This window comes from Verrucomicrobiia bacterium (assembly GCA_035577545.1).
Taxonomy (GTDB): Bacteria; Verrucomicrobiota; Verrucomicrobiia; order Palsa-1439; family Palsa-1439; genus Palsa-1439.
Genome location: DATLVI010000009.1, coordinates 32,726 through 54,722 on the forward strand (window position 1 = coordinate 32,726; position 21,997 = coordinate 54,722).

The 21,997-nt window shown below is 57.5% G+C and carries 9 protein-coding genes; all 9 read left to right on the top strand.

Annotated features, from left to right (window positions below; all coding sequences use genetic code 11):
• The first annotated feature begins 58 nt into the window (after positions 1 to 58).
• The 9 genes from VNL17_02515 (at position 59) to VNL17_02555 (ending at position 21,962) form a co-directional block, all read left to right on the top strand.
• Positions 59 to 3,799, top strand: a complete 3,741-nt coding sequence (locus VNL17_02515; protein ID HXI82947.1) for an immunoglobulin domain-containing protein — start codon at positions 59 to 61, stop codon at positions 3,797 to 3,799.
• Positions 3,759 to 7,832 carry a glycosyl hydrolase family 28 protein gene (locus VNL17_02520; protein ID HXI82948.1) on the top strand — a complete coding sequence of 1,358 codons (4,074 nt, stop codon included), beginning with the start codon at positions 3,759 to 3,761 and terminating at the stop codon, positions 7,830 to 7,832. Before VNL17_02515 ends, VNL17_02520 begins: the two co-directional genes overlap by 41 nt.
• A gap of 32 nt (positions 7,833 to 7,864) precedes the next feature.
• Positions 7,865 to 11,623, top strand: a complete 3,759-nt coding sequence (locus tag VNL17_02525) for a glycosyl hydrolase family 28 protein (GenBank protein ID HXI82949.1) — start codon at positions 7,865 to 7,867, stop codon at positions 11,621 to 11,623.
• 12 nt (positions 11,624 to 11,635) lie between these two features.
• The gene (locus VNL17_02530) at positions 11,636 to 14,833 is read left to right on the top strand and encodes a T9SS C-terminal target domain-containing protein (protein HXI82950.1); all 3,198 of its coding nucleotides are present in this window, start codon (positions 11,636 to 11,638) and stop codon (positions 14,831 to 14,833) included.
• Positions 14,834 to 14,861: 28 nt separating this feature from the next.
• Positions 14,862 to 16,442: a glycoside hydrolase family 28 protein gene (locus tag VNL17_02535; protein ID HXI82951.1), complete on the top strand. Its 1,581-nt coding sequence runs from the start codon at positions 14,862 to 14,864 to the stop codon at positions 16,440 to 16,442.
• Positions 16,442 to 18,703, top strand: a complete 2,262-nt coding sequence (locus VNL17_02540; GenBank protein ID HXI82952.1) for a pectinesterase family protein — start codon at positions 16,442 to 16,444, stop codon at positions 18,701 to 18,703. The genes VNL17_02535 and VNL17_02540 overlap by 1 nt, the downstream gene beginning before the upstream one ends.
• A gap of 24 nt (positions 18,704 to 18,727) precedes the next feature.
• Positions 18,728 to 20,038 carry a glycoside hydrolase family 28 protein gene (locus VNL17_02545; protein ID HXI82953.1) on the top strand — a complete coding sequence of 437 codons (1,311 nt, stop codon included), beginning with the start codon at positions 18,728 to 18,730 and terminating at the stop codon, positions 20,036 to 20,038.
• A gap of 84 nt (positions 20,039 to 20,122) precedes the next feature.
• Positions 20,123 to 20,473, top strand: coding sequence for a hypothetical protein (locus VNL17_02550; GenBank protein HXI82954.1), 351 nt, complete (start codon positions 20,123 to 20,125; stop codon positions 20,471 to 20,473).
• A 115-nt stretch (positions 20,474 to 20,588) separates the two neighbouring features.
• Complete coding sequence (locus VNL17_02555; GenBank protein ID HXI82955.1) at positions 20,589 to 21,962, top strand: methyltransferase domain-containing protein; 1,374 nt, start codon at positions 20,589 to 20,591, stop codon at positions 21,960 to 21,962.
• Positions 21,963 to 21,997 lie beyond the last annotated feature (35 nt).

A 21,997-nucleotide genomic window follows, 5' to 3' on the forward strand; every position in this document is an offset into this window, starting at 1 on the left:
AGCTCCCGCTTTGCGCAGCCCGGAGCGGGATGGTGACGGGTCTTGGAAGTAAATCATTATGAGGCATACCTTTTTAAGGGTTTTTGTTATCGGCACCATGGTCGGGCTCGGTCTATCCGCCCATGCCAACCTCCTGGTCAACGACACGTGGCAGGACGGTACGCGGACCGATCCCACCGCAGCGAATGGATACGCCGAGAATAACGGAGTGGTCGGCACTGATGCCGATAACGATGGAGATCTGGAGTCTGTTTGGTACAATGCGAACGGTACATTGACTGTGAGTACCGGTCACTTGGTCGGAACAATGCCGGCCAATGGCACTTCCTCGGCCTCATGGACAACCTACTTCACGCCGGAGGCTAGCCCGGTCACTTTGGCCGGCGCAGGGGACGCGATTAAGGTTACATGGGTATTTACTCCTTCCGGCGTTAACGGGAGCAGCACCAGCGGAAGCGGTTTGCGACTCGCTCTCGTGGATAGCCCATCAGGTGCACGACTTACCGGGGACGGCAGCCCGGGCAGCAGCACCTACGCGGGTTATGGCATGTTTATGAACATGGCCACGACGTTGGCCAGTAGTAGCCCGTTCCAGCTAATCAAGCGAGTCGCTCCCGGGACAAGCGCTGCGTTCCTCTCCTCCAGCAGCACGCTTACCTGGGGCGCATTGGGGAATGGTGCAAGCAGTGGCAATACCGGATACGCCAGCGGCACGCAGTACACCTTCGTGATGACAATCACGCGCAACGCAACGAACGCGGTGGATATCACGGCCACGATGACGGGTGGAAGTCTCAACAACACAGGTAGTGCCTCGGTTTCTGTTACCGATACCACCCCCAGCAGCTTCACGTACGATACTTATGGCCTTCGCCCATCAAGCGCCAACGATTCAGCCACTTCGTTTGATACCACTCTATTCAAGGTCGAGTTCATTCCCGGGGCGACTCCGGCTTCGATTGACCTGGATCCGCAGGACCAGTCTGTGTTTGTCGGTGATGACGCGCAATTCAATGTCCAGGCCAGCGGGACAGCGCCGTTGTTCTATCAATGGTATTACAACACCAACTCCGCGTTGAACATCCAGACCAATTCCACGTTGACAGTCATGAATGCCCAGACTTCCGATGCGGGTGGGTACTCCGTTCTGGTGTCCAACGCGTATGGCGCGGTGACCAGCGCAGTGGCTCAATTGACTGTCAACCTGCCGGTCGCCCCGTCGATCAGCACCCAACCACAGAACCAGCTCAATATCCTACCTGGGGCGACGGCTTCGTTCACCGTGGTTGCGGGCGGCTCCGATCCGTTAAGCTACCAGTGGTATTTCAACACCAACACGCCGGTGGCGAATGCGAATGATTCCATTTTGACGATCACCAACGTACAGGCTGGGAATGTGGGCACCTATTCTGTCGTCGTGAGTAATGCGGCCGGCTCCGTCACCAGTTCCAATGCGGTTCTTACTATCAACACAAATGGCGTGGCGCCGGTTTTCAATACGGAACCAGCCTCGCAGGTTGTCCTGGTCGGCGGCACGGCCAGCTTCACTGCAGTGGCGGCGGGTACCGCGCCGATCAGTTATCAGTGGAACAAGAATGGGGTTCCCGTACCCGGTGCGACGTCAACCACGTTGACCCTCACGAACGTTTCGGCCGCCGATAACGGCAACTACACTGCCACGGCTTCAAACAGTGTCGGGGTCACAACCAGCGATCCGGCCCAACTTAGCGTGACGACGTCAGTGATCGTGCCGAACAGCGCGTACAATCTGACCGGCTTTGCGCGGACCACCACGGGTGGCGGTGTAATCGCCACGAACGACCCCGCGTATCGACAGGTGTTTACGCCGCTTGATTTGGCCAATGCCGTTCTTTCCGCCAATAAGACGGCGGGCTCCGTGAAGGTCATCGAGATCATGAACGACCTGAACTTGGGTTGGAATGAAATCGGCTCTACCGTGCAAAATCTGTCCAGCACTCCGTTCCGCGCGCACAACCCACCGCAACTGCACCCGGTGCTCCTAGTCACGGGCATGAGCTTGATGGACATCAAGCCCAAGGGCGGGCTGACCATCTTCTCCGCCAACGGTTCCACGATCAGGCATTGCAACTTCAATGTCAAAGGTTGCACCAACATCATCATCCGCAATCTGAAGTTCGATGAAAACTGGGAATGGGATGAAGCGACGAAAGGTCAATACGACAAGAACGACTGGGATTTCATCACCATCGGTAACGGCGGCGTGGTGTCGAACATCTGGATCGACCACTGCACCTTCACCAAGTCGTATGACGGTATCGTTGACACGAAGCATGGCTGCTCGGCGCTTACCTTTTCCTGGTGCAAATACACCGGTGACGATGGGGCCACCAATCCCAACAGCTTTGTTTGGCAGCAGATCAACAAGCTCGAGTCCAATAAAACCAGCTATGCGTTCTATAATTTCTTGCGCAGTAATGGGTTTAGCACTACCGACATCGTCACGGTTATACAAGGGCATGACAAGACTCACCTCGCGGGCTCGAACGATCTCGACCCACTGAATGCGACTCTCTCAATGACCTTCCACCACCTGTGGCTCATGAACGTGTGGGACCGTTGCGTGCCGCGGTTGCGAGCCGGCAATGTGCATGATTACAACCTCTACGCGGACGACATCGTATTACTTGCCGCCAAGAACCTGCGCAATGCGCGTGCCGCCGCGATGAGCACCGCAAACCAAAATACCCTGAACAACACGTACAGCTTCAATCCACCGATGAATGGTGCGATCTCGACCGAGAATGGCGCCCTCCTGGTTGAGAAATCGGCGTACCTCGAATGTCTTACCCCGCTGCGGAATAACCAGACCGATCCTTCCAATCCAGCTTACACGGGCAAGATCCTGGCACTCGACACAATTTATCGGAAGAACGGCGTGGTCACGCGCGGCAATAGTACCGATCCGGGCAGCCAACTAGGTCCGTTCCAGGCCCCGATCATTGCCTTTTCATGGAATCTCCCCGGTAATCAACTGCCCTACGCGTATACCATGGACGATCCGAGCCAGTTGCAGGCGATCCTCACCAGCCCCACGGCCGGCGCGGGAGCCGGGGTGCTGACATGGAACAAGACCAACTGGATGATCACAGCTTATGCGCCAAGCGCCCCGGTAATCGGGAGTTGTCCGACAAGCTTGATCGCCACAACGGGCCAAAATGTATCTTTCTCCGTGTTCGCCGGCGGCAGCGCACCCGTGACGTACCAATGGTACTTCAATACCAACACGCCGATCGCTAATGCGACCAATACCGTTCTTACGCTGAATAGCGTCCAATCAACCAATGTCGGCATCTATTCGGTAATTGCCAGCAATAGCGCAGGCACTGCGGGTTGTTCCGCCACGCTTGACATCAGCTCGTCGCTGTCGGCATTCCAGCAATGGCAATTGGCGCACTTCGGTTGCACCAATTGCCCGAACGCGGATGCCTCGGCGGACCCGGACGGTGACGGAATGAACAATCAAGCGGAATTTCTGGCCGGCACGGATCCGAATAGTACGGCCTCATCCTTGCAGATCATCTCCGTCGTGCCGCAGGGGGCAGGCGATGTGCTGATTACGTGGAAGACCGCAGGTGGCTTCACCAACGCGGTGCAAGCGACGGCGGGCGATCCGAACAGTGGCTTCAATACCAACTTCACGGACATCAGCGGTGCACTCATTATTTCCGGTAGTGGGGATGTAACGACGAACTATCTGGACAGTGGCGGTCTCACCAATGCCCCGTCGCGTTATTACCGTGTCCGGCTCGTGCCGTAATACGGCTTGTCCAAGCAACATGGCATACATGCGCCTGCATCAACCGCTCAGCAGAAAGCAGCACGGGTGGTGGACAAGGCTGGCCTTCGCCCCGATGCCGGGTTGGCCGATCATGCGGTGCGTGCTGGTCTGGCTCGCACTGGCCGGGCTGGCACAGGGCGATCCGTCATTGCCGATCATCGCCAACCAAACGTTCGTCGTCACGAACGCGATCTACGGCGCAATCGGCGACGGCTTGACGAACAACGCCGCTGCGATCCAGAGCGCCATCAACGACGCAAGCGCCAACGGGGGAGGGACCGTCGAAATACCGGCCAACGGCACGTTGAGTACCTACCTCAGCGGCCCGATCAACCTCGCCAGCGGCATCAATCTGCAGATCGACGGCGGCGCGATGCTCCAGATGCTCCCGCGCAACGTGACGACGAACGGCTCGACCATCATCCCCAAATGGCCTTCGGCTTCTACACCGTTTATCCTCGGGAGCAGCCTCACCGATGTCGCCATCACCGGTTCGGGGATCATTGACGGGCAAGGCACGAACTGGTGGTTCCCTAAAGCCTCGACGCGGCCGAACTTCATCCAATTCACCCATAGTACACGCGTCCTGATCCAGGGTGTGACGCTCCAGAACCCGCCGACCTTTCACATCATGTTGAAAAACACCAACATCGGTTTGACGATCCAGAACATTACGATCAACACCCCGGCTTCTTCACCCAATACCGACGGGATGGACCTGGCCTCGACGAATGTGCTGGTCCGCAACTGCTTTATCAGTGCCGGGGATGACAACATCGAGATCGGGGGCAGCAGCGCCGCGGCGGCGGACATCACCGTCTCCAATTGCACGTTCGGCGCCGGGCACGGGTTGTCGATTGGCAGTTTGGTGAATGGAGCGGGCGGCGGCGTACATGATTTGATCGTGAGCAACTGCACGTTCAACGGCACGAGAAACGGCATCCATATGAAGTCGGACCGGGATATTGGCGGTGTGGTGCAAAATCTCCAGTACCTCGACATCACAATGACCAACGTGAGCTACCCGATCGCGATTTACAGCTACTATGACTCCATCGGTTCGCCGAGCACCTTCAACATCAGCCCGTTCATGGCTTCCACGGACACCGTTCAGACCGTCACGAGCACCACCCCGATCTGGCGCAACATCACCATCAGCAACCTGACGGTGTTCTCGACCAGTGGGAAAAACATCGTCGGCCTGATCTGGGGCCTGCCGGAGATGCTCGTTTCCAACTTGACGCTGTACCACGTGAATATCGCGGCGCCCACCAAGAGTTTTGACATCTACAACGCGCAAGGCATCCAGATCATTGACTCCAACCTCACTGCGCCCAGTAGTACCAACACCTTGACCCTCTACAACGCCCAGGTCACAATCACGAACGCCGTCGCCAGCACCAACGTGGTATCACTAGGTGGGCTGGCGGTGCCCCCGACCAACAACGTCCTCGCGTTCGTTAACGCAGTTGCCGCCATTACCGATACGAACATGCTCGGCACCGGTTCCATCACACTGGACAATAGTACGCTGACGCTCACGCAGGACTCGGTGACTATCCCCAACAATCTTCGTGCGCTCTCGGCCAGCACGTTAGTCATAAGCAGCGGCAGTAATACGCTGAGCGGCACACTCAGCGGCCCCGGCCCGTTGACGATTAGCAATAATGTGGCCTTTAGTAGCAGCGCGGTGTTGCAGTACGCACCGGGCACAAACAGCGAACCAACAGTTGTGAGCGGCGATCTGGCATTGGACGGCACGCTGAATATCGCCGATGGCGGCGGCCTCACCAACGGGACGTACGTGCTCTTTAGTTACGGTGGGACACTGACCACGAACGGGAGTCCAACCATCCTGACCCTGGGTGTGGTGGCGAACCCCAGCTTCTTCAACTATACCGTGGATGTTGGTTCACTCGGGGCTGTGAGACTACTGGTGACGTTTGCAGCACCAATAGCCGACTTTACCGCCGACCCGACCAACGGGGTGTTGCCCTTGACTGTGATGTTCACCGACGCATCGATTGGTTCGATCACGAATCGGTTTTGGGATTTTGGGGATGGAGTGACGACCAATACGGTGGCGACCAGCGTGGCGCACACGTACAACGCGGCTGGAAGCGACACCGTACAGTTGATCGTGAGCGGGCAGGGCGGGGTGAGCACCAATACGCGCGTCAATTACATCACGGCTGCCTGCGCCTACACATTATCCGCGACGAACGCCAGCTTTGGCGTCACGGGAGGGACCAACCTCGTCACCGTGTCCGCTGCGGATTCCTGCCCATCTTGGACTGCCGTCAGCAATGACAGTTGGATTCAGATTGTTGGTGGCAGCGTCAACGCCGCGGGCGACGCCGCCATTGTGTACGCCGTCCTGCCGAGCAGCAGCACCACACTGCGCGCCGGGACAATGACCATTGCCGGCCAGACGTTCACGGTGAACCAGCCGGGTGATACCATCGCTCCCGCCGTTGCTCTGACCACACCGGCAGCGGGCCTCGTGAGCGGCGCGGTGGCTGTCAGCGCGACGGCAACCGACAATGTTGAAGTCGCGAAAGTGGAATTCTACCGGGATGGCAACTTCCTGCTCGGGACCATCAGTTCTCCGCCATACGTCATCAGTTTCAACACGACAACCCTGGCAGATGGGCCGCACTGTTTCTCGGCCAGGGCGTATGACCTGGCCGGTAACACCGCCGTTTCCAGCAATTGCGTGATCGTAGACAACAATGCTCCGTCGGTGCCGATCAACCTGACCGCCACGACCATTGCCACCAACCAGATCGATCTGAGCTGGAGCGCCTCCAGTGACAACGGTTCGGGTGTAGCCAGCTACCGGCTCTACCGTGACGGCGAGCAGATTGCGACGACAATCCACACTACGTATTCCGACAACAGTCTGGCTGCTAAAACGGTGTATTGCTACGTAGTCGCGGCTCAGGATGAACTCGGGCATGTGTCGGCGTCGAGCGCCGATGCCTGCGCCCAGACGTTTGTCACGGCGGTCCCGGCGTTGGGTCGGTACAACGGTTTGGCGATCCAAACCAATGCGCCCTCGCAGGCCAGCTCGGGGTCGATCAAGCTGATGGTCACCCGAAACGGGCCGTTTGCCGCCAGCCTGAGCCTGGGGGGCGTGCGCAGCGTCTTCAAGGGACAGTTCGATGCGTCCGGCAACGCGACCAACACGGTGACACGTACCGGGCTGGATTCCTTGCAGGTGATCCTGCATTTGGATCTGGTCGAAGGCACCGACCAGATACGAGGGAGTATCTCGGATGGGGAATTTACCTCGGAGGTGCTGGCCGACCGCCAGATATTCAGCGCCACGGCCCGTTGTCCGCTGGCCGGTACCTTTACAGTGGTGCTGGAGCCGCCCGAAGGAGACGATCCGAGCCTTCCGGAAGGATTCGGTTACGGGACATTGACAGTGACGCCAACCGGACTGGGTCGAGTGAGTGGGGTGCTGGCGGACGGAACGAAGCTCAACGTCCGGGTGCCGCTGTCCAAGCACGGCACGTTGCCGCTGTACCAGGTGCTGTACAACAATCACGGCGCGTCGATTGGGTGGATGACGTTCGGAACCAACAGCTCGGTCGGGGCGAGGGTGGACTGGTTCCGTCCTCGGATGGCCGGTTCAGCGTATTTCCTAGCGGGGTTCACGACCAACGTGACGCTGCTGGGCCAGAAATACCTCTCACCGGTAGACAACGGGCCGAGTGCGGCGGGCAACCGCCAGGTGACGCTGGGCGGCGGCAACCTGGTCAGCAGTATCGTGGAGACAGTGCTGGTCACGGACGTCGGCGCGGTGATTGTGCCGCCGCCAAACCCGGAGAACCTGCAAATGAAGATCCAGACGGCGACTGGACAGTTTAGCGGGAGCTTCACGCATCCGGGGCTGGGTCGGACAGTGAATTTCAACGGGCTGGTGCTGCAGCTCGACGGATCGGGGGCCGGATACTTCCTCGGTTCCAACACCAGCGGTTTTGTCGTCTTTGAGCCGACGCCGTGATTTCCTCGAGAATAGAGAATGGAAACGTGAACATGAGAACGGAATCCCGACGCAAAGTTGTTCCGATCCTCGCCGCGCTATTTGGCCTGGTATTACCCGTTCGCGCCACTGTTCTTCTGGACCAGACCTCTTGGACAACGACCACGCGCAGGACCCAGAGTCTGCCAACAAGGTCGGCGTGGTTTGCGTCCAGCACAGGGTCCTTGAGTGTTTCGGGCGGTGCGCTGCGCATGGTCGTGGGCACCAGCTCCGGTGCAGGTATCAGCTACTTCACCGCCAACAGCAACACTCCACCCGTGCAGTTGAATGTTGGGGATACGCTGGCCGCGACCTTCCGATTCACGTTCAATGGAGTTCCACCGCTTGGGAGCAGTTCGCAGGGTTTCAAGATTGGCTTGTTCGATTCCGCGGATGGGAGCAACGTCCCCAAGCGAGTGACTGCGGATGGGTCCCCGTTCAGCAGCGGTGGACAGGGTACGTTCGTGGAAGGATATGCGTTGTTTCAGAAAATGTACGTGGTCTTCGCTGACAATCAGCCGATTGATATTCGCAAACGCACTGCCATCGGGGACGCTTCCTTGCTGGGTGCCAGTGCCGACTACACCTCGCTGGCCAAAGGTGGCCTCACCAATACGTTTGCCGGTTTCAGCAACCTAACGCAATACACATTCCAAATCCTTCTGCAACGCACGAACCTGAGTTCGATGGCGATCGCCATGACCTGGTCGAACCTCGCCAACGCCGCAACGCTTTCCCTCTCCACAGCCGACAACACTGCTACCAACTTCAACTTCGATACGATCGAGTTTCGTCCGGCCAACAATACGCAGGCGCCCGCCACGAACCTGTTCCAAGAAGTGAAAGTCGAAGTGAGTTCGGCGCCCGTCGCTCCAGCGATTCTCGCGGATCCTCAGGATCAGGCGCTTTCTTCAGGGCAGACCGCCACGTTCAGTGCGGTCGTCAACGGCACGCTGCCGCTGAGCTACCAGTGGTATTTCAACGACACAAATACACCCATTGGTGCTGCCTCCAGCGTCAATTTCCCGCCGGCACACACGCCCGTCGCCAATCCCTCGTTGACGCTCACGAACGTCCAATTGACGGACGTCGGGGATTATTTTGTCGTCGTAACGAATTCCTCCGGTTCCGTGACAAGCGCGGTAGCGAACTTGACGGTGACGGAAGCCGCCCCAACGATCACCACGCAACCGCAAGATCTGACTGTCATTCCTACTCAACCCACTGCATTCAGCGTCGTGGCCGTCGGCAGTGAACCGTTGAGTTATCAGTGGTACTACAACACGAATTCGTTGCTGACGAATGCTACGTCCAGCACTTTGACAATTTCCAACGTGCAACCCAGCGACGCGGGCATTTACTCCGTCATCGTCAGCAACCCGATCGGCACCGCCGTCAGTTCCAACGCCGTACTGACCGTCAATACCAATCCCGTGACGCCGATATTCATTTTGCAACCGGTAGGGTTTACCGCGCGGGTTGGAGACAATGCCAGCTTCAGCGCGTCAACCATCGGGGCTCAGCCGATCAGTTACCAGTGGAAGGCCAACGGGACGCCGATTGTCGGCGCTACTTCGACCACGATAAACCTGCCTGGCATCCAATTGACTGATGCCGGTACCTACACTCTTGTCGCGAGTAATGCAATCGGCTCGACATCCAGTTTGAACGCGACCCTTACGGTGCTGCCCCGGACACCGCCGCTGCCGGTGATTCCCACCAACACCTTCAACATCCTGGACTTCGGTGGGTTGGGGAATGGTGTCTCAAACAACGCGGCGGCTATTCAAAGCGCGATCAATACCGCTGCCGGGGCAGGCGGCGGCACAGTCATCGTGCCGTCGGGCGGCACGCTCAGCACGTACCTGAGCGGCCCGATTATCCTTTCCAGCAGCATCAATCTGGAGGTGGACAGCGGCGCGACGCTAAAAATGCTTCCGCGTTTCGCGACAGCCACCGTCACCAACTGGCCCAGCCCGAGTCTGCCGCCATTCATCAGCGCATCCGGCCTGAACGACATCGAGATCAGCGGGTCAGGAACCATCGACGGGAACGCCGGCTTCGGCTCCACGAATTGGTGGCAATCGCCCACGCTCGATGAGTCGTTGCGCCCGCATATGATCGACTTCAGCGGCTGCACCCGCGTTCTGATCCAGGGTGTGACGCTGCAGAACCCACCGGTGTTTCATATGTTGCTCAAGGGTAACAACGTGAGCGTGACCGTCCAAAACATTACGGAAAACACCCCGGGGAATTCACCCAATACGGACGGGATGGACGTGGGCTCGACCAATGTTCTGGTCCAAAACTGTTCCATCAGTGTCGGGGATGACAACATCCAGATGGGAAGCAGCGCCGCTCCCGTGGCGGACATGACCGTCTCGAATTGCACTTTTGGCACCGGCCATGGCGTGTCCATCGGTAGCCCCACACAACGCGGGGTGCATGATTTGTTGGTCAGCAATTGCACGTTCAATGGCACCGATAACGGGATCCGTCTGAAATCCGACCGGGACATTGGTGGGCTGGTCGAGAACCTCCGGTACATCGACATTACGATGACCAACGTGGATTATCCGATCATTGTGTACAGTTTCTACGACTCCATCGGAACGCCCAACAACATCATGCCGTCCAATGCGGCTGCAAACGCAGCCCAACCGATTGTTGATAATACTCCCATCTGGCGCAACATTCTCTTCAGCAATCTCACGGTGACGGCGACCACGGGCAATAATATCGCGGGCATCCTGTGGGGACGACAGGAGATGGTCGTTTCCAACGTGACCCTGTACAACGTGAATTTCGCGGCCCCCACCAAGACTTTTGACATCTACAACGCGCGGGGCATTCGGATCATCAACTCCAATCTCACTGCACCCAGCAGCACCAACACGCTGACGCTTTATAATGCGGAAGTCCTGATCACCAACTCGGCACCGGGGATCAATGTCGTGACGTTGGGCGGCCTGGCAAAGGGAGGGACCAACAACAACCTGAGCTTCTTCAACACGCAGGCCACGATCACTGATACCAACATGCTCGGCACCAATCCATTGCTTACATTGGGCAGCAGCACGTTCACGGTGAGTAACAGTCTGAATCTGGGTGGCACATCGACGCTAAACTTCGGGTTGGGTACGAACGCGACTGAAATTGTTGTTATCGGCAATCTCTCGGTGAGCGGCACACTCAACATCACCGATGCCGGTGGTTTCACCAACAACACGTACACGCTCTTCACCTACGGCGGGACGCTGACCTACAATGGCATCACCATGGGCACGACGCCGAACGCGAATTTCACATATACCGTTTCCACCAACACGATCGGACAGGTGAACCTGGTTGTTGGCAGCAACATGCCGCCATCGGATCCGTTCACCGCGTGGGAAAACCAGTATTTCACGTTGGCTGAACTCGGTACCTCGTCGTTTAGCGGGCCAGGCGCTGATCCACTGGGCAAGGGGATGAGCAACACCAACCAGTTTTTGGCGGGCTTGAATCCGACCAACAGCGCGTCGGCGTTGCGGATTACCGCAGTGACGCCCGAAGGTCACAATGTCACCATCACTTGGACGACTGCCGGTGTGAGAACCAACGCTGTGCAAGCAAGCACCGGCGACGGCAACGGTGGCTATGGCACGAACTTTAGCGACATCAGCCCTCCGATCATCATCACCGTCGGCGGAGATGCGACCACCAACTACGTGGACAGCGGCGGGGCGACCAACAGTCCGGCACGTTACTACCGTATCCGGCTCGTGCCGTAGGGAGGGAGGACGATGCGAAACAAATATCTCATAGCTGGAACGGCTGCACTGGCGTGTTTTGGTGCGAATCTGTCGCAGGCCCAATTATTGAAGGTTGATATCAATAACACGTCCCGCGGGGATAATACCGCGCCGGGTTATCAGGCATGGAATCTCGCCACAGACCTGGGCTCCAATAGTAATCGTGCTACACGCGTATTCACCAACGCCGCCAATAGCCCGATCTCCTGTACGGTTTCCCAAACGACTCCCGTAATTGGGACTGCGAATATCGGCTTGAAAGCGGATTGGGGAAACAAGGACGGCAACAACACCAGCACCGATCCGAACGCGGGTTATCGACTGTCCGCCGATGGCGTGTTTGCGTTCAATTTTTCCGCCGGGATCCCCGCCACCAATGGCGGGGCCTTCTGTCTGATCGTCTCCAACCTCTCTGCGGGCGCGCACACGATCACGACCTATCACAATGACGAGTGGGGCAACCACGTTAACACCACCTGGCATGGCAGCAATAATTTCATGAGTAGTTGCGTGGTGAGCGTGGGCGGTGCTCCGGTGTTCACCAATACGCCGTCCTATTACGCTACCAACGACTTCAAATGCGGGTTCGCCTACTTCACGGTAAACGCCATCGACGGCCAGCCGCTGATAATCAATTTTGATCCCGCTCACAACAGCACCAGCAATCTGGATTTTGTCATTCTCAACGGCTTTGCGATTGATGGTCCGTTCCCCGGGACCACGGCGACCGGGGCAATTCCGGGCGACGGCAACGAGCACGTCTTCGCCAATAACGACAGCCCCACTCCCGGTTCCGCAGGCACCGGCTTCACGACGCTCAGTTGGACGCCTTCGGAGTTTGCGGTTTCGCATGATGTGTACTTTGGAACCGTCAGCAATGCGGTAAACATTGCCACCCACGCTTCGCCTGAATTCAAGGGCAACTTTACGACCAACATCTGGAACACCGCCACCAACCTGGATAGCGCCCTGACCTACTACTGGCGTATTGATGAGATTGATTCCACGAACGGTGTTTCCAGGGGCGCGGTTTGGCGTTTCCGGACACGTCACATCGCGTTCCCAACGGCGGAAGGGTATGGTCGCTTTGCCCGCGGCGGTCGCGGTGGCGTAGTCATCGAGGTGACGAATACGAACGATTATGATACGACGATCGGTGAGCCCGTGATTCCCGGCAGTTATCGAGCGGCGATTGAAGCCAGTGGGCCACGCACGGTCGTCTTTCGTATCTCCGGGTTGATCCGACTCAAACGTCCCTGCACGATTAACAACACCAACGGCTATCTCACGGTCGCTGGGCAGACCGCGCCCGGTGATGGCATCTGCCTGAGCGGTTGGCGGGCGGGGATCAGCAGTTGCAGTGACGTGATCATGCGTTTTATCCGCCTCCGACTGGGAGAAGCCAGCAAGCAGTCCATGGACGGAATTGGCCTGGGTAATTCCAGCGATTCCGTCATCGATCACTGCACAATCAGTTGGACCATCGACGAGTCCACCAGCTCCCGCCAGAGCGGCGCGGTGGGCAGCGGTTCGGCTAACATCACGTTCCAGCACAATATCATTTCGGAGGCGTTGGACCATTCCTATCACTACGACGATGCCCAGCGGGCGACCAATGGCTGCACTCAGTGCTATCAGCCGCATTCGTTTGCCGGTTCGATCAGTGGCGAGATCGCCAGCTATCACCACAACCTCTTGGCCCACTGCACGGGACGAAATTGGAGCATGGCCGGCGGGTTGGATCAAAGCTCGCATTACGCGGGGTCGCTCGATATCCGCAACAATGTCGTTTACAACTGGACCTCCCGCACGACCGACGGCGGTGTGCAGCGCGGGAACTACGTGAACAATTACTACAAACCCTATACCAACGCCTCGTACTGCGTGAAATGGCTGTTCCGGCTCGACGCGATCAACCCGGTCTGGGGCACAGAAAGTTATTTCTTCGACGGCAATGTCATGGAAGGGCAGAATTACGATTCGAACAACTGGCAATTCGGTACGGCTGTGTTTGTTGGGGACGGCAGTACGTATGCGACTTCCAACCAATTGGCCGGCGTGCGGACCAATGCGGAAGTTTTCCCATCCTACGTTACGACGCAAACCGCTCGCGACGCGTTCAAGGTCGTGTTGTCAGATGTCGGCTGCAACCTCCCGGCGGCAGACGTGATCGATCAACGCGTCATCGGCGAGACACTTACCAAAACGGTCCATTACGAGGGGACCAATGGTCCAACGTATACCATCGACGGCGTGCCGCAACCCAGCCAAGCCAGTCCCAACCGGCCTGGCATCATCGACGCGACGACCGACGTCCACGACGTGCCCACGAACGCGCCTAATTATCCGTGGCCAACATACAACACCTACAACGTCGATGTGGATTCCGATCACGATGGGCTGCCGGATTGGTGGGAAATTCTCCACGGGACCAATCCCAATTCGTCGCCGGGCGATTTCTCCGACAGCAACGCCGATCCGGACGGCGATGGCTACTCGAACCTTGAGGATTACCTGAACTGGCTCGCCGCGCCACACGCGACTTGTGCGCAGGATTCATCGGTCAATCTGGATCTAAGCCAATTCACCGCTGGCTTCACCAATGTCCCCGTTTACACTGTGTTCAGTCCAACGCTCGGAACGGTTGCTATCCTCGGAGACGGCAAGACAGCGCAGTTTACTCCAACACCGGGCACCAACGGATTGGCTGGCTTTTCTTTCTCCGTCACCGACGCCGTGGGCAGCACCTTGACGAATTCTATCGGCATCCACGTAACGCCGACGGTTGCGCCGCCGCTGACAGCGTTCCAGCAATGGCAAATGCAATACTTCAATTCGACAAATAGCGCCGACGCGGACGCCAATGCCGATCCCGACGGGGACGGCCAGAATAATATGGCGGAATTTCTCTCAGGTACGATCCCGACCAATGCGATCTCGGCATTCCGAATCATTTCGGCGGTACGCCAAAGCAACGATGTGGTCGTGACGTGGACAACGGCTGGCGGATTCACGAACGCCGTGCAGACGGTGCCGGGAGACGTGAACGGCAGTTACACGACGAATTTCACGGACCTGAGCGGGCCGCTCATCATCTCTGGGAGTGGGGATGTGACAACCAATTATGTGGACGGCGGCGCGGCAACGAATGTTCCATCTCGCTACTATCGGATCCGTCTTGTGCCCTAGGATTTGAAAAACTCGATATAAAGATAATATGAAACTGATACCCTGCTTCAATTCATGTGCCATCGCCGCCTTACTCTGCATCGCACCCTTCACGATGGCGCAAACAATGCCGACTGACGGCTTTTTCAATGTCCTCAGTTTTGGCGCCTCGCCGGACGGGCAGGCGAAGTGCACCGAGGCGATTGGCAAAGCCATCGACGCGGCCTCGGCCAAAGGCGGGGGGACGGTGTATTTTCCAGCCGGTACGTATCTGACCGGGCCGATTCATCTCCAGAGCCATATCACATTATACGTGGATGCCGGCGCGACGCTGAAATTCAGCACCAACTTCGATGATTACCTGCCCATGGTGTTGTCGCGGTGGGAAGGGATTGTCGTGACAAATTTCTCGCCATTGATTTATGCGTACAAGGCGCAGGACATCGCCATCGTTGGCCGGGGCACCCTCGATGGGCAAGGGCAGGCATGGTGGGACTTCTATCGAAAGATCTCACGGGGGACGAATGCGGTACCGCGGAGCAAATGGCAGGAAGAATTCACTCGCCTGAACAAAGACACGATCGCCGAGTTGAATTACCGGCTGCTCGACATCGGTTTCCTGCGACCGCCGTTTATCCAACCGAATGAATGCAGCAACGTGCTGGTCGAGGGCGTTACTATCCGGAATTCGCCGTTTTGGAATGTCACCCCGGTCTTTTGTGAGAATGTCAACGTCCGTGGCGTCACCATCATCAGTCCTCCGACGTCACCCAATACGGACGGCATCAACCCCGATTCATGTCGCAACATCCGTATCTCGGATTGCTACATCAGCGCGGGAGATGACTGCATCACCATCAAATCGGGCCGTGACGCCAATGGCCGGCGCGCCGGGCGGCCGCTGGAGAATTGCACGATTGTGAATTGCACGCTCCTCCGCGGCCATGGCCTGTCCATTGGGAGCGAGATGTCTGGTGGCGTGAAAAACCTGACGATTGCCAATTGCGTGTTCGATGGCACCGACCACGGTATTCGCATCAAATCCACCCGTGGTCGCGGCGGTGTCATTGAAGACGTTCGGATCAGTAATCTCGTGATGCGCAATATTCGTCAGGATGCGATATTGCTCACGACGTTTTATACGAAGACGCAACCCGAGCCGGTATCGGAGCGCACGCCCATCTTTCGCAATATCCATTTCAGCGGCATTACGGGCGACGCAAAGATCGCCGGCGAACTAACCGGCCTCGAAGAAATGCCCCTCGAGAATATTACGTTCGACGACATCCAGCTTGACGCCAAAACCGGTTTCGCGTTGAAGGATGTCAAGGGGATTGAGTTTCATAACGTCACCGTCAACACGGAGAGCGGGCCGGCCATCACGGCGACGACCACCGAAGGGTTGGAGATTGATGGAGTTAAAACTGCAAAGGCGCACCCGGGGACACCCGTTATCGATTTGGGCAAGGTCAAGAGTGTATTTGTGCGAGGCTGTGTGGCCGCGCCGGAGACAGAAACATTTCTGCGCGTGAACGAGGACTCCGCGGACGAGGTAACGCTGGAAGGTAATAATCTGAAGGCGGCGAAGACGGCGGTGGAAAAGGTTAAGGGCAACAGTTCGGCTAACTAATGACGGAACAGGAGACGATGGTGGGACAAAAGTTCTTCTTGGCGTGGGCTGCCGCGCTCATGCTGGTCTGCCTTGGCGCCAGCCAACAAGTGGTGGCGCAAACGAATCTTGTTGCCGCAATGATCGGCACCAACCAATTCAAGACGGTTCAGGAAGCGATCAACGCCACGCCGCAGAACGCCAGCGCGGCCAACCCCTGCATGATCCACGTGAAGCCGGGGGTTTACAAAGAGTTGATCCACGTCCAGCACGAGAAACGCTACGTCCATCTCATTGGTGAAGACGCAAACAAGACGGTGCTGACGTACGACCTGAACGCGAAACTTTTGGGCGTCGACGGCAAGCCGGTCGGCACGTTTCGCACGCCGTCGGCGGTGATCGATGCGGACGATTTCTCCGTGGAGAACATTACCTTCGAGAACTCCGCGGGTCCCGTCGGACAGGCCCTGGCAATTCGCGTGGATGGCGACCGTGTGGTGTTTCGCAACTGCCGGTTCCTCGGTTGGCAGGACACCATCCTGGTGAACCGTGGCCGCCAGTACTTCGAAAACTGCTACATCGCGGGACACGTTGATTTTATTTTCGGCGGCGCAACGACATTCTTCGAGAGCTGCCATATTCATTGTCTGTCGAATGGTTATGTCACTGCGGCTTCGACGCCGGAGGAACATCCCTACGGTTTTGTCTTCTCGAACTGCAAGATTACCGGTGAATCACCCGGCGTGCGGACCTATCTGGGCAGGCCCTGGCGTGCGTTCTCCAGCGTGACGTATCTGAATACCGAGATGTCCGGCGTCGTCACCAACGTCGGTTGGAACAATTGGAAAGACCCGACCCGCGAAAAAACGGCGCGTTACGCTGAATTCGACAGTAGCGGTCCCGGCGCGAATCCACAGGCGCGTGTGCCATGGTCGCGTCAACTAAGCAAGGCGGAAGCCGACGTGATCACCCCGCAAGAAGTCCTGGGTGGCGTGGATGGATGGAACCCGAAGACGGGTTCCACCAGGCGAATACCTGCTGGGAACACAACGAAGGCCGCTGTACCGCCCGACCTGACGGTTGCGGGAGACGGTAGTGGAGATTTCAAAACGATTCAGGATGCGCTGGACTCGGTGCCGCGCGACAATCGGCAACGCACCATTATTTTTATCAAGGACGGCCTGTATCATGAAAAAGTGCGGATTGACCCCGGGTTCGTCACGCTCCGCGGCCAGAGTCGGGACGGCACGCGCGTCGAATTCCCCCAAGGGGCCGATGATTTCACCAACCACCCGGACAAGGTCGGGCGCGCGGTCGTCAATATCAACGGCAGCGATTGTGTCTTGCAAAACCTCACTGTCAAGAACACGCACGGCATCATCGGCCCGCACGCCTTCGCGATTTATGGCCATGGCGACAAAACCGTGATCGTGGACTGCAATGTATGGAGCCAGGGTGCGGACACACTCGCATTGTGGGGTGATCGGAGTGGGTCCTACCAGGCACGTCTCGACATCTGCGGCTCGGTGGACTTCGTGTGCCCACGCGGCTGGTGTTATATGACCGATTGCTCCCTGCACCAGGTCAATCCCAAAGCCGACGCGACCATTTGGCATGACGGGGCCAAGGACGCAGATATGAAATTTGTCCTGCGCAATTGCCGGTTTGAGGGGGTGGGGGACATGCCGAGCTGGATTCTGGCCCGCCATCACCACGACGCCCAGTTCTACCTGCTGGACTGCAGCTTCTCCAAGACCCTGAGTAATCGACCGCCGTTGCGCGTCATTTATCCGCTTAACCACGGCGAGCCGAGTGAGGCGGACAAGAAGAGAAACCACGATTTGGACGCCAGCAACATTTGGGGCGAACATGCATACTTCTACAACTGCCACCGCGACGGTGGCGATTACACCTGGCACAAGGACAACTTATCTTCCGCGACGAATTCACCGGAGCCCGAGCAGATGACGGCGGCTTGGGCGTTTGCGGGGAAATGGGATCCCGAACGACACGCCGGTCCGACCATTCGAAGCGTTAAACAACAAGATGCTCGGTTCGAGGTTGTCTTCAGCGAGAGCGTTACGGTGAAGGGCAAGCCGCAACTCGTCTTGAAATCTGGTAAAGTCGCCGGCTACGTTTCCGGTGGTGGAACGGATACCTTGAACTTTGCAATTCCTTCGGGGCAACAAGAAATGGTTGGTGGAGTGAATCTACGAGATGGGGCGATCATTGCCTCGGAGGCGGCCGCCACTCTGCGTGTTGCCGATCTGTCATTGCCTTGAACAACAACTCATGAGGAACCAGCGATGAAATTGAACTGCAAAATAATTCTTACGATGACCCTGTGGATGGCACTGCTGTTTGTTACCGCGGGCCCGGCGAATGGCATACTGTCGCTCGTCTTTGATGTCAAAGAAACCGGTGCGAAGGGCGACGGTAGAACATTGGACACGGACGCGATCCAGAAGACGCTTGATGATTGCGGGAAGGCGGGCGGCGGGACGGTAAGATTTCGTGCTGGCACGTACCTGAGCAAACCGGTTGTTCTTCGTGGCAATACCACCGTGCAACTGGATGCCGGCGCAACGCTGTTGGCGACGGACGATCCGGCTGACTTTGCCGGGAGTAGTTCAAACTCTTTCATCCCGTTTATCAGTGGAAAAAAACTTCGCAATGTTACCATCACGGGTCAGGGGATCATCGACGGCTCAGGCGCGAAGTGGTGGATCCCCGCCGAGGCCGCCCGACAAAAGACGCCGGGTTACACGCTGCCCCGTCCAAATCTGGTTGTGTTAACGGGTTGCACGAATCTGCGCATCGAGAATATCACGCTGCAAAACTCACCCAAGTTCCATTTGGTACCGACCGATTGCGACGGCGTGATTATCTCGAACGTGACAGTCCTCGCTCCCGCCCACGCGGCGAACACCGACGCGATTGATCCCAGTGCCTGCCGGAATGTGGTGATTACAAAATGCCGCATTGACGTGGGCGATGACAACATCGCCATCAAGGCCGGCAAGGCCATGCCGGGGCGGCCTTTCGCGTGCGAGAACATTACCGTTACCGACTGCACGTTCCTGCATGGGCATGGGATGTCAATTGGCAGCGAAACTGCCGGAGGCGTGCGCAATGTCACGGTGCGAAACTGCACATTTGAAAATACGGAGAATGGGATTCGCATCAAATCACAACGGGGCAGGGGAGGTATCGTCGAGAACATCAGCTATAGCGACATCACCATGAAGAATGTCGATCCCGCGATCACGTTGACCAGCTACTACATGTTCAACTCTGCCGGCGATGCCAAACAAAAATCCGAGCCCGCCAAGGACACCGCCCAGCCTCTTGCCGCCGGGACGCCGATTTATCGGAATATCCACATCAACAACCTGACCGCCACCTGCCAGAAAGCGGCGGGGATCATCATTGGTTTACCGGAAAGCCTGATCTCCGACGTCACATTGGAGAATGTCCAGATCACCTCCGCAACGACCGGTTTGAAGATTCAAAACGCCAAGGGAATAGAATTCAAGAACGTGCAAATCGCCGCCAAGCAGGGTCCTCCCGTTATCCTGGACAACGCCGAAGTGGCTGGTGTCGCGGCGACGAAATAAAGAGCCGGTTAAGGAGGCCGTCGCCCCACGCATGGTGATTGCGCTTGACTCGTGTTTACGAGGCCCTAGATTGAATTGGGATCAATGTGTTACAAGTTTGTTAGATTACTGTGGTGGAGTTTGCTAATTAGTGCCCTGGCGGTGGTGGTCTTGAAGACTTCGGCCTTCGCAGGCGCATTTTCACAGGGTTCTGCGGGCAATCAACAATTCGCTTTGCGAGACAAATTGGCCTTTGACGGGCTGTCAGGACTCTCTTATAGCTTCTCTGGCCAAGGCGGGCGCTGTTTGGCGTATCCGTTGGCATATGTGGATCCCGGATCCGGCCAGTTGATCTGGCAGATGGTGGCGGCCGCATGTGTTGGCGGGCTGTTCTATATCAAACGAGTCCGGGATTTCCTGGGCAGACTGGTGAAGAAGTGGTTCAAGAAACATTGACCTGGCACCGGGCCGAATCCTCCCGCTATCGGATCTCTTGGCCATGTTGACGGTTTCCTCTTTCCGAGATCCCGGTGGACGTTGTTTTATATGGAGTGATCGGGTATTGCGCACGGTGAACCCCACCGCGCTGGCCGAAATCGAGGTTTTTCTTACGACGTCCACGGCGGCCCAGTTCCTGGGCCGCCAACAACTGATTCCCACTCGCCGCTTGGGTGCCGCCGAACTGGACGAGCTGCGCCAGACCAAAGGCTTTGAAGAGCTTGTTCCGGAACGCGGAGTGGGGGCGGTGTTTGAGCACGAGCGTGTGGAATTCCCCAGCTATCCCTACGAGTGGCCTCCCGAGATGCTGTATGCAGCGGGCATGTTGACGTTGGACCTGGCGCAAGCCTGTTTGGGGGATGGCTACTCGCTGAAAGATGCAACGCCGTACAACGTGCTGTTTCTCGGAAGCAAACCGGTCTTCATTGATGTGCTCTCATTCGAGCGTCGCATTCCGGGGGACCCGATTTGGAAGCCAGATGCGCAGTTTTGCAGGACGTTCTTGCTGCCGCTGCTGGCATACAAATACTGGGGGACTCGGCCTGCGGATGTGTTTGCCAAACATCGCGACGGCTTTGAGGCGAACGACGTGTACCGACTCTGTGGGCCGGTGCGAAAGTTTCTTCCGCCCTTTCTCACACAAGTGTCCCTGCCGACCTGGCTGTCGCGCAAGGATGCCGGGGGGGCCATTTATCGCGATCGCGTGCTCCAAAATCACGAGCAAGCGCGATTTATCCTGGACTCGCTTTTTAACCGGCTACGCCGATCGCTTCAACGGGTGGAACCCAAACCAGCTCGCCACACTGTCTGGTCGGATTACAAGGATTCCTGCAGTTATACCGAGGCCAATTTCGCCGCCAAGGAGGAATTCGTAAGCAACGCGCTGGCCGAGTTGAAACCTGGCCGGGTCCTGGATATCGGGTGCAATACCGGGCATTTCAGCGAGCTGGCGGCCCGTGGCGGCGCGAAAGTCGTGGCGATTGACAGCGATCTCGGTTGTGTCGGCGCGGTTTGGCGTCAGGCGCGGGACCACAATCGGAATGTGCTCCCGCTGGTTGTGGACTTGTGCCGTCCGAGCGCGGGCGAAGGCTGGCGCAATCACGAATGCGCCAGTTTTCTGGAGCGGGCCACGGGCGCGTTTGATGCGGTATTGATGCTGGCGGTATTGCACCACTTGCTGGTGACGGAACGCATTCCGCTGGAAGAGGTGTTGGATTTGGCCGGGGATTTGACCACGGACCTGCTGATCATCGAATTCGTCTCGACGGACGATAAGATGTTTCAAACCATCGCCCGCGGACGCCAGCATCTTCATGGTGGTCTTACGGAGGCCAATTTCGAAGCGGCCTGCCGGAGGCGTTTCCAGATTGTTCGCTCCAAACAACTCGAGGGTGGCCGCCGCCGTCTGTACCTGCTCCGAAAAACAAGCCGAAAGGAATCGACTTAACCCCTCGACGTCGATATCCCTGATAATCGAATGAC

Excerpts from the sequence above, each read along its gene's own strand:
- VNL17_02545 (HXI82953.1), top strand. The coding sequence starts at position 18,728 with ATGAAATTGAACTGCAAAATAATTCTTACGATGACCCTGTGGATGGCA.
- VNL17_02525 (HXI82949.1), top strand. The coding sequence starts at position 7,865 with ATGAGAACGGAATCCCGACGCAAAGTTGTTCCGATCCTCGCCGCGCTA.
- VNL17_02530 (HXI82950.1), top strand. The coding sequence starts at position 11,636 with ATGCGAAACAAATATCTCATAGCTGGAACGGCTGCACTGGCGTGTTTT.
- VNL17_02515 (HXI82947.1), top strand. The coding sequence starts at position 59 with ATGAGGCATACCTTTTTAAGGGTTTTTGTTATCGGCACCATGGTCGGG.
- VNL17_02540 (HXI82952.1), top strand. The coding sequence starts at position 16,442 with ATGACGGAACAGGAGACGATGGTGGGACAAAAGTTCTTCTTGGCGTGG.
- VNL17_02535 (HXI82951.1), top strand. The coding sequence starts at position 14,862 with ATGAAACTGATACCCTGCTTCAATTCATGTGCCATCGCCGCCTTACTC.
- VNL17_02550 (HXI82954.1), top strand. The coding sequence starts at position 20,123 with ATGTGTTACAAGTTTGTTAGATTACTGTGGTGGAGTTTGCTAATTAGT.
- VNL17_02520 (HXI82948.1), top strand. The coding sequence starts at position 3,759 with ATGCCCCGTCGCGTTATTACCGTGTCCGGCTCGTGCCGTAATACGGCT.